The sequence below is a fragment of the Streptomyces sp. NPDC057697 genome (assembly GCF_042799335.1).
GTDB lineage: Bacteria > Actinomycetota > Actinomycetes > Streptomycetales > Streptomycetaceae > Streptomyces.
In genome coordinates this window covers 356,877-370,294 of sequence record NZ_JBHVJA010000007.1, presented here as the reverse complement: position 1 = coordinate 370,294, position 13,418 = coordinate 356,877, and the positions used below count along the sequence as shown (strand labels likewise).

11 protein-coding genes are annotated in these 13,418 nt (G+C 71.4%); 2 read left to right on the top strand and 9 right to left on the bottom strand.

What is annotated here, in order from left to right; genetic code table 11:
• Positions 1-355: 355 nt before the first annotated feature.
• Complete coding sequence (locus ACFVFH_RS20935; RefSeq protein ID WP_383770720.1) at positions 356-1,363, bottom strand: stage II sporulation protein M; 1,008 nt, start codon at positions 1,361-1,363, stop codon at positions 356-358.
• Positions 1,364-1,485: 122 nt separating this feature from the next.
• Between ACFVFH_RS20935 and ACFVFH_RS20930 the strand changes: the two genes are divergently transcribed.
• Positions 1,486-2,454 (top strand): RDD family protein, encoded by a 969-nt coding sequence (locus ACFVFH_RS20930; protein WP_383770717.1) that lies wholly within the window; start codon positions 1,486-1,488, stop codon positions 2,452-2,454.
• Positions 2,455-2,634: 180 nt separating this feature from the next.
• Here ACFVFH_RS20930 and ACFVFH_RS20925 read toward each other — a convergent pair whose 3' ends face one another.
• The 8 genes from ACFVFH_RS20925 to ACFVFH_RS20890 all read right to left on the bottom strand — a co-directional run bounded on the left by ACFVFH_RS20925 (position 2,635) and on the right by ACFVFH_RS20890 (position 12,633).
• Positions 2,635-3,246 carry a hypothetical protein gene (locus tag ACFVFH_RS20925; RefSeq protein WP_383770714.1) on the bottom strand — a complete coding sequence of 204 codons (612 nt, stop codon included), beginning with the start codon at positions 3,244-3,246 and terminating at the stop codon, positions 2,635-2,637.
• 176 nt (positions 3,247-3,422) lie between these two features.
• Positions 3,423-4,880, bottom strand: a complete 1,458-nt coding sequence (ahcY, locus tag ACFVFH_RS20920) for an adenosylhomocysteinase (RefSeq protein ID WP_383770712.1) — start codon at positions 4,878-4,880, stop codon at positions 3,423-3,425.
• A 425-nt stretch (positions 4,881-5,305) separates the two neighbouring features.
• Positions 5,306-6,352: a cation diffusion facilitator family transporter gene (locus tag ACFVFH_RS20915; RefSeq protein WP_383770710.1), complete on the bottom strand. Its 1,047-nt coding sequence runs from the start codon at positions 6,350-6,352 to the stop codon at positions 5,306-5,308.
• 87 nt (positions 6,353-6,439) lie between these two features.
• Entirely contained in the window at positions 6,440-7,621 is a 1,182-nt protein-coding gene (gene manA / locus ACFVFH_RS20910; protein WP_383770707.1) for a mannose-6-phosphate isomerase, class I, read from the bottom strand.
• A gap of 256 nt (positions 7,622-7,877) precedes the next feature.
• On the bottom strand, positions 7,878-9,014 hold the full coding sequence (locus ACFVFH_RS20905) for an SIS domain-containing protein (protein ID WP_383770704.1): 1,137 nt from the start codon (positions 9,012-9,014) through the stop codon (positions 7,878-7,880).
• Between the two features lie 163 nt (positions 9,015-9,177).
• The gene (locus ACFVFH_RS20900) at positions 9,178-9,360 is read right to left on the bottom strand and encodes a Trm112 family protein (protein WP_383770701.1); all 183 of its coding nucleotides are present in this window, start codon (positions 9,358-9,360) and stop codon (positions 9,178-9,180) included.
• Positions 9,361-10,595: 1,235 nt separating this feature from the next.
• Positions 10,596-11,981 carry a phosphomannomutase/phosphoglucomutase gene (locus tag ACFVFH_RS20895; protein WP_383770698.1) on the bottom strand — a complete coding sequence of 462 codons (1,386 nt, stop codon included), beginning with the start codon at positions 11,979-11,981 and terminating at the stop codon, positions 10,596-10,598.
• A 274-nt stretch (positions 11,982-12,255) separates the two neighbouring features.
• A complete protein-coding gene (locus ACFVFH_RS20890) occupies positions 12,256-12,633 on the bottom strand; it encodes a DUF3499 domain-containing protein (protein ID WP_383770695.1) in 378 nt (125 codons plus the stop codon).
• 322 nt (positions 12,634-12,955) lie between these two features.
• Here ACFVFH_RS20890 and ACFVFH_RS20885 point away from each other — a divergent pair, with 322 nt between their 5' ends.
• Complete coding sequence (locus ACFVFH_RS20885) at positions 12,956-13,384, top strand: metallopeptidase family protein (protein WP_383770692.1); 429 nt, start codon at positions 12,956-12,958, stop codon at positions 13,382-13,384.
• The last annotated feature ends 34 nt before the right edge of the window (positions 13,385-13,418 follow it).

Below are 13,418 nucleotides of genomic sequence, written 5' to 3'. Positions count from 1 at the left end.
TTCCAGTTCTTCGCTTTCGCGCTTCCCTTTCCGGCGGTTCCAACCTTACCAGACTCTTTTTCGTTCCGTTTCCGGTCCGAATTTGAATTCCGGTGACCCGTTGGATTGGGCTTGCCTTTCGGCTGATTCGACTTTATCAGAAACATTCGGCCGTGAAATCGGCTTCGTGATTCGGAGTAAGGAATCGATGGCTCTGCGGGAATTGATTCCCGTCGAGAGCGAGGTAGACGCTAACTGCTGGGCTCGGGCTTGTCCAGTCCGAGGCAACCGTTAAAATCTACCTCCCCGTGCAAGCCATGTCAATGGCTTTTTGGGGCGAGGAGGAGACTAGCAGGTCAGCGAGGTCGTACGCACATCAGGCGGCGACCGGGAGCTCGGCGCTGCGTTCCGTGGGGTCGACGTCGCCGCCGTCACCGGCTCGCGAGGCTCGGCCGCCCAGGATGTAGACGTAGCCGAGGAAGACCAGCTCGGCCACGATGCCGATGGTGATACGTCCCCAGGTCGGGAGGCCGGAGGGGGTGACGAAGCCTTCGATGACGCCGGAGACGAAGAGGACCAGCGCGAGACCGATGGCCATGCCGATCGCGGCTCGGCCTTGCTGCGCGAGGGCCGAGCGCCGGCTCAGCGGGCCCGGGTCGATGACGGTCCAGCCGAGGCGGAGGCCCGTGCCCGCGGCGACGAAGACGGCGGTCAGTTCGAGCAGCCCGTGAGGGAGGATCAGCCCGAGGAACGTGTCGAGCCGGCCGGCCGACGACATCAGGCCGATGCCCACGCCGACGTTGAGCACATTGAGGAACAGCACCCAGATCACCGGGATGCCGAGGAAGGCCCCCAGCACCAGACACATGGCCGCGGCCTGGGCGTTGTTCGTCCATACCTGGGCGGCGAACGAGGCGGCCGGGTGGCTGGAGTAGTAGGTCTCGTACTCCCCGCCCGGACTGGTCAGGCGGCGGAGGTCCTCCGGGGCCGCGATGGCCGACTGGACCTCCGGGTGCGTACCGATCCACCAGCCGATGACTGCCGCCAGCACGGTGGAAAGGACCGCGGTGGGTATCCACCAGTGCCTCGACCGGTAGACGGCGGCGGGGAAACCGGCGGTGAGGAAACGCGCGGCATCGCGCCAGGAGGCCCGGCGGGTGCCGGTGACCGTGGCTCGGGCGCGGGCCACGAGCTGGGTGAGGCGGGCCGTGAGCATCGGGTCGGGGGCGCTGGACTGGAGGAGCGAGAGATGGGTGGCCGTGCGCTGGTAGAGCTCGACGAGTTCGTCCGCTTCCGTGCCGGTGAGCCGGCGCCCGCGGCGCAGGAGATGGTCCAGGCGGTCCCACTCGGCGCGGTGGGTCGTCACGAAGACATCGAGATCCATGATCGGCTGCTGCTCCAGGCATGGGTGCGTACGGGTTCGTACTACGGCGACGCGCTGCGGGTCAGCTTGGCAGACTGAGGCTTGCGAGGGGCAGGGACCGGTCGGCGAAGGGTGGGGCGACGATGAGTGAGCTGGTGACCGGGGACGCGGTCGTGCTGGGGCTGAGACCGGCGAAGCTGCCGAGTCGGGCGCTGGCGCTGGCCATCGATCTCGCCGTGGTGGGGGCGGCCTTCGTCGTGGTGTCGATCGGGCTGGCCGTCGCGACGGCGGGGCTGGACGACGCGGCGTTCGCCGCTGTGTCCGTGGCGGCCTTTCTGCTGGTGCTGGTGGGCGGGCCGGTCGCGGTGGAGACGCTCAGTCATGGGCGTTCGCTGGGGAAGCTGGCGTGTGGGCTGCGGGTGGTCCGGGACGACGGCGGGCCGATCCGGTTCCGGCATGCGCTGGTGCGCGGGGCGATGGGGGTCGTCGAGATCCTGATGACGCTCGGGGTCGTCGCGTGCGTCGCCTCGTTGGTGTCGGCGCGGGGGCGGCGCCTCGGGGACGTGTTCGCGGGGACGCTCGTCGTGCGGGAGCGGGTGCCCGCGGGACGGGCGGCCGCCGTGCCGCCTCCGCCGCCGTGGCTGGTCGGGCGGTTCGCCGGGCTGGATCTGTCGGCGGTGCCGGACTCGCTGTGGCTGGCCGTGCGGCAGTACCTGACCCGTATGCATCAGCTCGATGCGCAGGTGGGTCGGTCTATGGCGGAGCGGCTGGCCGGGGAGTTGGCCGGGCGGACCGGTGTTCCGGTTCCGGCGGAAGTGCCCGCCGGGGCGTATCTGGCCGCGGTGGTGAACGAGCGGCAGGCGCGGGACGCCCGGAAGGTGTACGCCGCCGCCCGGGACGCGGCGGCTCGCAACGGCTTCGAGGCGGCGTCGGGGCAGCCGGTGAGCGGGGCCCCGGCGAAGGTGGCCGGGGCCCCGGCGCCGGTCGGGGTCGTACCCCCTGCGGGCGGGCCTTCGGCGGACGCTGCCGGGGCGGGGGCACCCGTGCCGCCCGCGGGGACGGACAGTGGTCGGGTGCCGCCCGCAGCAACGGGGTTCGCGCCGCCCGCCTAGGGTCTCCCGTTCGGGTCGGGCCGGATCATCAGGGAGCGGGGCCCGGCGTCGTGCGTAGCGAGGCGGAGGAGGGCGGAGGAGGGAGTCGGCGCGGAGCGGCGGCGACCGACGACGACGCGGAGAGATGCGGCACGGGGCATCGGAAGGGCACGCGAGCCCGGCACGATCCGACGGAAGACCCTAGGACGACGAGGGCGGGGACTCCAGGTCTTCCAGCTCGATGCCGGGGGCCGAGAGGACCACGTCGCCGGCGATGTGAACGGTGTGCTGCTCGCCGGTGTCCAGGGCGCTGACCTGGTACTCGTCCACGATCAGAGGGCCGTTGTCAGTGGCGTGCGCTTCACTGTTCACCAGGGCCCAGGACTGGTCGACGGTGCGGGGCGCGAGGACCGGGTCGGTGAAGGCGACCAGGCGGACGCGCGTCGCGGGGGAATCGGGGGTGAGGCGCAGCAGGCGTGCGGTCGCGACGAGGAACGCGGGGGATGTGCCGGTGAAGGCGTGGGCACGGACATTGCCTTCGGTGGCATGTGCGCCGGTCGGATCGGTACGGACCCAGGTGACGCCTTCGAGGGCGGCGCCGCGGACCTGCCAGCTCGCGGCGTGGAGTTCGAGGCGGATGGGACGGCCGAGCTCGTCGAGGGTGAGGTCGAGCGAGCCGAGGTGGTCGCCGGAAGGGGTGGTCGTCCGGGAGAGGTAGCGCCAGCCGGAAGGGCCGGGTGCGCACTGGAAGTGTTCGTCACCGAGGGGGGTGTGATCGTGGAGATCGTGGAGCGAATATCGGCCGCGGGGCATGGGGTCCTTCGGGGTTCCTCGGGCTGAGCGGGCGCGGTACGGGGCAGGCCCCCGGCACGGGGGTGCGGGGGCCTGCGCTCGTAGCTGCTGCTGAGGCTGTTCCGTCTGTCAGCGCCTGGTCGTCACTGACCGGTGGTGACGTGGTCGGGCGCTGACGGACGGGACCAGTAGCGGGATCAGTAGCGGTAGTGGTCGGGCTTGTACGGGCCGTCGACCTCGACGCCGATGTACGCGGCCTGCTCGGGGCGGAGCGTCGTGAGCTTCACGCCGAGGGCGTCGAGGTGGAGGCGGGCGACCTTCTCGTCCAGGTGCTTGGGCAGCACGTAGACGTCGGTCGGGTAGTCCTCGGGCTTGGTGAACAGCTCGATCTGGGCCAGGGTCTGGTCCGCGAACGAGTTGGACATGACGAACGAGGGGTGGCCGGTGGCGTTGCCCAGGTTCAGCAGGCGGCCCTCGGACAGCACGATGAGGACCTTGCCGTCGGGGAACGTCCAGGTGTGGACCTGCGGCTTGACCTCGTCCTTGACGATGCCGTCGATCTGCGCCAGGCCGGCCATGTCGATCTCGTTGTCGAAGTGGCCGATGTTCCCGACGATGGCCTGGTGCTTCATCTTGGCCATGTCGGCGGCCATGATGATGTCCTTGTTGCCCGTGGTGGTGACGAAGATGTCGGCCTGGCCGACGACGTCGTCGAGAGTGGCGACCTGGTAGCCGTCCATCGCTGCCTGCAGGGCGCAGATCGGGTCGATCTCCGTGATGATCACCCGGGCGCCCTGGCCGCGCAGGGACTCCGCGCAGCCCTTGCCCACGTCACCGTAGCCGCAGACGACGGCGGTCTTGCCGCCGATCAGGACGTCCGTGGCGCGGTTGATGCCGTCGATCAGCGAGTGGCGGCAGCCGTACTTGTTGTCGAACTTGGACTTGGTGACGGCGTCGTTGACGTTGATCGCCGGGAAGAGGAGGGTGCCGTCGCGGTGCATCTCGTACAGCCGGTGCACACCGGTCGTGGTCTCTTCGGTCACGCCGCGGATGTCGGACGCCAGCTGGGTCCACTTCTGCGGGGACTCGCCGAGGGTGCGGTTCAGCAGCGTGAGGATGTACGCGTACTCCTCGCTGTCCGCGGTCGACGGGTCCGGGGCGGCGCCCGCCTTCTCGAACTCGACGCCCTTGTGGACGAGGAGGGTGGCGTCACCACCGTCGTCGAGGATCATGTTCGGGCCGCCGGTGGGGGTGTTCGGCCAGGTCAGGGCCTGCTCCGTGCACCACCAGTACTCTGCCAGCGTCTCGCCCTTCCAGGCGAAGACGGGGACGCCCGCCGGGGCCTCCGGGGTGCCCTCGGGGCCGACGGCGATGGCCGCAGCGGCGTGGTCCTGGGTGGAGAAGATGTTGCAGGAGGCCCAGCGGACCTCGGCGCCGAGGGCGACCAGGGTCTCGATCAGCACGGCCGTCTGCACGGTCATGTGCAGCGAACCGGTGATGCGGGCGCCGGCCAGCGGCTGGGCTGCGGCGTACTCCTTGCGGATCGACATCAGGCCGGGCATCTCGTGCTCGGCGAGCGTGATCTCCTTGCGGCCGAAGGCCGCGAGGGAGAGGTCGGCGACCTTGAAGTCCTGTCGATTGGCGACCGTCGTCATAACGGGCTGCTCCTCGTAATGGGGTCGAGGTGGGGCACGGATGGCTGCGGCGGCGGGCACACGAATGCCCGGGAGCTCGCAGCGCAGTCCGTCGGAGGCCCTCTCTCCCTCGGCCGGTCCGCGCGTACGGACCGATCGACCGCCATCAGCAGCGACGTCTGACACTGCCCTCGAATCTACACCGATCGGCCCAGCCGCTCCCAGTCCGCCTCGGGACCGGGAGCGGTCGGGAAGGCGGCGGGGGCGGAGGCGGGGGCGGGGGCGGGGACACGACGTACCGGGAGAAGGAGGGAGAGGGACGGAGAGGGATAGGTGGTGAGGGATGGCTGGAGGGGGAGGGAGGGCGTGTGGAGGGGGGTGGGCCGGTGGGCGGAGGGATGTGGGCTGGTGGGCGGAGGGGCTGAGAGGCCGAGGGGGGTGGGTGGTCAGTGGCCGGGATTCGTCGGGGTGTCGTCGCCGGGGGTGGCGGGGTCGGCGGGGATGTCGGTCGCGGCGGGGGTGGTCGTGGTGCCGGGCGTTCCGCCGGGGGCCTTGCCGGGGTTGATGCCTGCTGCCGCGGCGGCCTCGCTGAAGATGTCCGGTTCCAGATAGATGACGCGGGCGATCGGGACCGCCTCGCGGATCCGGTTCTCGGCGGCGTTGATGGCGTTGGCGACCTCGGTGGCCGTGTCGTCGTGCTGCACCGCGATCTTGGCGGCGACGAGGAGTTCCTCCGGGCCGAGGTGGAGCGTGCGCATGTGGATCACGCCGGTGACCGTGTCGCCGTCGACGACCGCGGCCTTGATCTTCTCGACCTGGTCGGCGCCCGCGGCCTCGCCGAGCAGGAGGGACTTGGTCTCGGCGGCGAGCACGATCGCGATGATGATCAGCAGGACGCCGATGCAGAGGGTGCCGATGCCGTCCCAGACGCCGTTGCCGGTCGCGAGGGCCAGTCCGACGCCCGCGAGCGCGAGCACCAGGCCGATGAGGGCGCCGAAGTCCTCCAGGAGCACGACGGGGAGTTCAGGGGCCTTCGCCCGGCGGATGAACTCCCGCCAGGAGAGCGATCCGCGGGTCTCGTTGGATTCCTTGATGGCCGTACGGAAGGAGAAGCCCTCGGCGACGATCGCGAAGACCAGCACCCCGACCGGCCAGTACCAGGCCTCGATCTCGTGCGGGTGCTTGATCTTCTCGTAGCCCTCGTACACCGCGAACATGCCGCCGACCGAGAAGAGCACGATGGAGACGAGGAAGGCGTAGATGTAGCGCTCGCGGCCGTAGCCGAAGGGGTGCTGGGGGGTGGCTTCGCGCTGGGCCTTCTTGCCGCCGAGCAGCAGCAGGCCCTGGTTGCCGGAGTCGGCGACCGAGTGGACGCTCTCCGCGAGCATCGATGACGAGCCACTGAACAGGAACGCCACGAATTTGGCCACTGCGATCGCGAGGTTGGCGCCGAGTGCCGCCACGATCGCCTTGGTTCCGCCTGACGCACTCATGGGTGCCTGGTGTCCCTTCTTCGGTGCTGCGGCCCTGGCGCCGCGGTACGGCCGGACATTGTTGCAGTCGCTGGGGCGGGCGGTGCGTCAGGCCACCACTGTGGCCCGGAACAGGGTGCCCGTACCGGACACTTCGGCCTTTTCGCCGGAGGGTACGAACACGGCGGCGCCGGGGGCGAGATCGAGTTCGCCCGCCTTCGGGGCTCCCCCGGTGCAGAGCAGGATCTGGGGGGTGTCCCGGGTCAGGTCGACGGGGGCGGCGCCGGGCGAGAGGTCGAAGCGCGAGAGCCGGAATTCGTCCACGGGTGTCTCGTACAGCTCTTCGCCGGACGGTGCGGCCTCGGGGCGCAGGATCCCGGGCTCGGTCGCCTCGAAGCGGACGATGCGCAGCAGTTCGGGTACGTCGATGTGCTTCGGCGTGAGTCCGCAGCGCAGCACGTTGTCCGAGTTGGCCATGATCTCGACGCCGAGGCCGTCGAGGTAGGCGTGCGGGACGCCCGCGCCGAGGAACAGGGCTTCGCCGGGCTGGAGTTCCACGTAGTTCAGCAGCATCGCCGCGATGACACCGGGGTCGCCCGGGAAGTGGTGGGCGATCCGGGCGTACGGGGCGTGGGCCCCGCCGAGGCGTTCGGCGGCGGCCGCGGCCAGGCCGACCGTTTCGGCCATCTCGGCGGGGTCGGCGCCGAGGATCGCGGTGAGGACCTCGCGCAGGGCGGCCTCTTCGGGGTGGGCGCCGAGCAGGTCGACGTACGGCTTGAGGGAGTCGACGCCGAGCGCCGCCATCGTCTCGGCCGCCTCGGCGGGCCTGCGGAAGCCGCACAGTCCGGCGAAGGGGGTGAGTGCGCAGATCAGCTCGGGCTTGTGGTTGGCGTCCTTGTACGTGCGGTGGGGTGCGTCGATCGGGACGGAGCGGCGTTCCTCGTCCTCGTACCCCCGCTGGGCCTGTGCGAGGTCGGGGTGGACCTGGAGGGAGAGCGGGGCGCCCGCGGCGAGGAGTTTGAGGAGGAAGGGGAGGCGGGGGCCGAACTTCTCGACGGTGGCCCGGCCCAGTTCGCGCTCGGGGTCGGCGGCGATGACCTCGGTGAGGGGCTGTTCGGAGCCGGACTCCCCGGTGCCGGTTATGCGGGTGAGGCGCGAGGGGGCGCCGGGGTGGGCGCCCATCCACATCTCGGCCTGGGGTTCGCCGGTGGGGGCGATACCGAGAAGGTCGGGGATCGCGGTGGTGGAGCCCCAGGCGTAAGGGCGCACGGTGTTGGAGAGCCGGTCCATGTGTTCGTCCTTGTGAGGTGCGTGGATCGGGGGGCTTGGCGGATCGAGGGCTTGGCGGATCGAGGAGCTTGGTGGATCGGGGGCTTGTTCGCGGGGGTTGTTTTGCGGGGCGCTGTGCTCGGAGCTGATCGCGGGGGAGCTGTGCCGGGGTGCTGTTCGCGGGGCTGTTCCCGGGGATGCTCTGGGGCGCTGTGCTCCGGGTGGGGCCGGTGAGGGTTCCTGGTCGGGGGGTGCGGCAGTGCGGGCGGCCCCGCGGTCAGGCGCCTGCTGCCGATGCGAGGGCCAGGTAGACGGCGGCGAAGTCGGTGACCGCGAGCAGTTCCGCGAGGGCTTCGAGCTCGGTGCCCTCGTCGGGTTCGAGCTCGCTGATCGCCGTGTCGTGGCCGAGGGCCAGTTCGCGGGCGGCGGGGGCAGCGCTCAGGCCGCCGGTGGGCCGGTCGCGGAGGAGCACGACGCGGGCGTGCAGCGGCTCGGGCTCGTCGACCCGGTCGCGGAAGAAGTCGTCGGGGTCGGCCCCGGCGGCGAGGGTCCCGGCCAGCAGGGTGCCGTGGGCGGGCAGCGCCTCGGGCAGTTCGGCGGCCAGGGCCGGGCGGCCGGCCAGCTCGGCCAGGACGGCGGCGAACCGGCGCCCGACCGGGGCTGCGGCCTCGCCCTCCGTCCAGATGAGGGGCAGGCTGTCGGCGAGTTCGGCGGCGAGGGTCTTGGCGGGGTTGCTGTACGTGGCGATGGCCGGACCGCAGCGTTCCGCCGTGCGGTCCAGGCGGTCGGCGACGCTCTGCAGCGCCTCGGCGGACGCGGTGAGCAGGCCGACCCGGTCCAGCAGCGCGAGCAGCGGGGTGAACAGGGCCCAGAGCGTGCCCGGACCCGCGGCCGACGTCTCGGCGTCGTACTCGCCGTGCGGGGCGGAGGCCATCGGGACGACGAGCCCGCGCGCCCCGTCGATCGCCTCGCGCAACGGTGACTGGTGGGGGGTCACTGCGACGACGCTGCATCCCCGGCGGTACGCCTGTTCGGAGAGGAGGGCGAGGCCCGGCTCCGAGCCGTCTGCCGTGACGATCAGCAGCAGGTCCACGGAGCCGGCCCAGCCGGGCAGCGTCCAGCGCATCGCGCCCGCCGCGGGGGCGACCCCGGTGGGGTGGATGCGGGTGACGGGCGCGGAGGCGCCGGCGAGAGCGGTGATCAGGTCGGCGACACCGGACGCGGCGGTGCCGGAGCCCGCGACCAGTACGGCGCGGGGGCGGCCCTCGGGGCTCAGTTCGGCGATGCCCGCCTCGGCGGCGTGCCGGGCGGCGGTACGGACCCGCGCCCCGGCCTCGGCGGCACCGCGGAGCAGGCCGCGGCGGTCTGCTCGGGCCAGGGCTTCCGGGGCGTCGAGCAGCGACTCGTCGAGCATGGGAGCGGTCCTCCGATCACGTGCTGATCACCGTGCGGGGTGTGGGGCGGGTGCCGTCAGGGGCCCGGGTGTCGTTGCGCGGGGCGGCGGGTGCCCGTGCCCCTGCTCGGGGGTGGGTGCCCGTGCCCCTGCACAAGGCGAGTGCCTTTACCCGGGGCGTGCCCTACTCGGGGCGGCGGGCCTCGTCGACCAGGAGGACCGGGATGCCGTCCCGTACCGGGTAGGCCAGGCCGCAGTCCTTGCCGGTGCAGACCAGTTCGGGGCTGTCGGCAGCCGAGCGGTCGTCGAGCGGGGAATGGCACGCCGGGCAGGCGAGGATCTCCAGGAGGCCGGCTTCGAGCGGCATGGGGTGGGTCCCTTCAGACAACGGATCAGGCGACGTCAGCCTACCGTCGGGGGGCGGGGCGCGCGGGGCGGGCCAGGGGCCTGGGGCCGGGCCCGTGGGCGGAGGTCTGTGGGCCGGGGCCCGTGGGTGGGGGTCTGTGGGCCCGGGGCCTGTGGGTGGGGGCGGGGGGCGGATGCGGGGCGGTTGGGAAGCGGGAGGGGGGCGGTGCGGTGGGGGCGAGGGTGCGGGTGGGGCGCCTGCGGCGGAGCTGTTCCCCTACCCGCCCCTTCCCGTAACCGGGGCTCTGCCCCGGACCCCGCTCCTCAAGCGCCGGAGGGGCTGGAAGCGCCCAAGGGACCAGAGAAGCGGGAGAGGGCGGAAGGGCTGGAGGGTCCGACGGCGGAAGGCGCGGGAGGGGCAGGAGCGGCTAGAGCAGTAGGAGAGGTGGGAGGAGCGGGAGGGGTGTGACCGGCAGGAGCGGCGGGAGGGGTGCAAGGGCCGGGAGCGGCGAGAAGGGTGCGAGGGGCGGGAGGGCTACAAGGACTGGAGGAACCGGAAGAGCCGAGGGGCCGGAAGGTCCTGGAGGACTGGAGGAGCGAGAGAGACCCGAAGGGCTGGAGCGGCCAGAGGGCCGGAAGGGCCGGACGCACCGGACGGGCCGGACGCACCGGAAGGACCAGACGGGCCGAAAGAGCCGGACAGGCCGGAAGGACCGGAAGGACCACAGAGGCTGAAGGAACCAGAAGAGCTGGAGAGGTCTGGGGGGCCGGAGGAAACGGACGAGCCAGAGGGGCTGGGGCGGGGCGACGAACCCGAAGGCCGGAGGAACCCGACGACCGGAAGCGCTGGGAGGGTTGGGGAACCCGAGGGCCGGAGGGGCTGGAGGAACCAGACGACCGGAAGCACCGGGAGGGCTGGGGAACCCGAAGGCCGGAGGGGCTGGAGGAACCCGAAGGCCGGAGAAACGCGGATAGGCCGGGCGAACCCGAAGGAACCGGCGGAACCCAGACGATCCTGGGGAACCCGAAGGAACCGAAGGAACCTAAACGAGCCGGAGAAACCAGAAGGACCAGAAGGACCAGAAGAACCAGAGGGAATCCGGAAGGAACCGACGGAACCCAAACGAGCCTGCGGACCCGAAGGAGTTGAAGGGACCCGAACGAGACGGAGGGACCCCAACAAGCCGGGGGACCCGAAGGAATCGGGAAAAAGCCCCCCGGCGGGCTTGGCCGGCCGGCCGGCCGGAGGGGGAGAGATCAAGATCCGGTTGCGGGTTCCTCGGTTCGGACCAAGGCCAGTACTTCGTCCCGTACCGCTGTCATCGTCCGTTCGTCGCGGGCCTCGACGTTCAGGCGGAGGAGGGGTTCCGTGTTGGAGGCCCGGAGGTTGAACCACCAGTCCGGGGCCGTGACCGTCAGGCCGTCCAGGTCGTCGGTCGTAACCCCGGCGCGGGTCGCGAAGGAAGCGCGTACCGCCCCCGTCCGGGCCTGCTGGTCGGCGACCGTGGAGTTGATCTCGCCGGAGCCGGTGTAGCGGTCGTACTGGGCGACCAGTTCCGAGAGGGGGCCCGGCTGGCCGCCCAGCGCGGCCAGCACGTGGAGCGCGGCCAGCATGCCCGTGTCGGCGTTCCAGAAGTCGCGGAAGTAGTAGTGCGCGGAGTGTTCGCCGCCGAAGATCGCGCCGTGCTCGGCCATCTCCGCCTTGATGAAGGAGTGGCCCACGCGGGTACGGACCGGGGTGCCGCCGTTCTCGCGGACGACCTCGGGGACCGAGAGCGACGTGATCAGGTTGTGGATGACCGTGCCCCGGCCGCCGTTGCGGGCGAGTTCCCGGGCCGCGACCAGGGCGGTGATCGCGGACGGCGACACGCCCTCGCCCCGCTCGTCGACGACGAAGCAGCGGTCCGCGTCGCCGTCGAAGGCGAGTCCGAGGTCGGCGCCCTCGGACAGGACCCGGGCCCGGAGGTCGACGAGGTTCTTCGGGTCGAGGGGGTTGGCCTCGTGGTTGGGGAAGGTGCCGTCGAGTTCGAAGTACATCCGTACGAGCTCGACGGGCAGTTCCGCGAAGACGGTGGGGACGGTGTGGCCGCCCATGCCGTTGCCCGCGTCGACGACGACCTTCAGCGGGCGGATCGAAGCGACGTCGACCAGGGACAGCAGATGGGCCGCGTAGTCGGCGAGGGTGTCGCGCCGGGTGACGGTGCCGGAGACGGCGGCCGGCTGCGGGGCGCCGGTCCCGGACCACTTCTCGACCAGCGCGCGGATCTCGGAGAGCCCCGTGTCCTGGCCCACCGGGGCGGCGCCGGCCCGGCAGAGCTTGATGCCGTTGTACTGCGCCGGGTTGTGCGAGGCGGTGAACATCGCGCCCGGGAGTCCCAGGCTGCCCGAGGCGAAGTACAGCTGGTCGGTCGAGCAGAGACCGATGAGCGTGACGTCCGCGCCGCGCGCCGCGGCTCCGCGTGCGAAGGCGTCCGAGAGGCCGGGCGACGAGGGCCGCATGTCGTGGCCGATCACGATCGCGTCCGCGTCCGTCACCTCGACGAACGCCGCGCCGAACAGTTCGGCCAGCGATTCGTCCCACTGGTCGGGCACCACTCCGCGCACGTCGTACGCCTTCACGATCTGCGACAGATCAGCAGCCACGGGCCGGTCCTCCTGAGGTTTCTGCGGACCGCCCAAACTACCCGGCGGTCCCGTACGCCGTGTTCGGGGCAGCATCCCGCCCGGGTCCGCCGTGCTCTGTGCCGAGCTCTATGCCGTGCTCTGTGCCGACCTGATGGCGATACCGATACCGATGCCAATGCCGATGCCGATGGCCGCTCGGGGGATCACCGGGGTCCGCGCAGTCGGTGGAGCGAGCAGCCGGTCGGCCCGGTCCGTGACGTGTGCGTGAGGGGCGAGGAGGCCGTGGCCGTCCTCAGGAGTCGGGTGAGCGCAGCACCCTCAGGTGGCCGCGGCGCGCGACCTCCATCGGATCGGCGGCATGCGCGCCGCCGCCCCGCGCATCGGCTCCGCGGTCCTGCGGCCGGGCCGCTTCCCGTACCGCGTTGGCCAGCGCTTCGAGATCGTCGCCGCTGGGGCGGGTGGGGGCGGAGGGATCGGCGAGCCGGACGACTTCCCAGCCGCGTGGTGCCGTCAGCCGCTCACTGTGCTCGGCGCAGAGGTCGTAGCAGTGGGGCTCGGCGTAGGTGGCGAGCGGGCCGAGGACCGCAGTCGAGTCGGCATAGACGTACGTCAGTGTCGCGACGGCAGGGCGGCCGCACGCGGTGCGCGAACAGCGACGTACAGGGCTCACGATATTGGACGGTACCGCACTCTTGAGCGGGCTGCGACGACTCTCCCTCAGGTCACCCCACCGTGTCGCCTTGTGAACTCCGGCACGAGCACCTTCCGGACACTCCTTCTGACCTGCGGCGGAACGGAAAAATGCAGCCTCTACCGGCAACGGTTCCGGTCACCACTCGGCATAAAAGCTGTCATACAGCAAGAGATCAGCGGTCAGGAGCAGGGTCTGAATCGGGCCCCCGATTGGCCGGATTGTTCAGGATTGGACATGCCGATACTCCGTCAGGAAGCGGCGATCCACTTGGCGCCCGGAGGGTTACCCTGCGTCAGTGATGGACAGTCCTGTACCTCCCCACCCGCCCGAGCCGCGCCCACGCCGTCGTGACCGCCATGGCCGCGGCATGCGGGGACCCGTCGCCCCGCCACAGGTTCCGCTCTCGGTCAGCAGAGCGGAGAACTTCCGCGATCTCGTGCAGGACTCGGTGGAGCGGCTGGAGCGGCGCTGGCCGCAGCTGGCCGAGGTCGACTTCATGGTGCTCGACGTGCCCGGTGCGCAGGAGGAGACCGTGCCGCTCGGGCGGGCGGTCTCCGCGGAGAAGGGCCGGGCCGCGCAGATCGTGGTCTACCGGCGGCCCGTCGAGATCCGTACCAAGAACCGCGACGAGCGTGCCCTGTTGGTGCACGAGGTCGTGGTGGAGCAGGTCGCGGAACTGCTCGGGCTCGCACCGGAGTCCGTGGATCCGCGGTACGGGCAGGAGTAGCGGCAGACCGCCCGGGGGGCGGGGACCGCCCGGG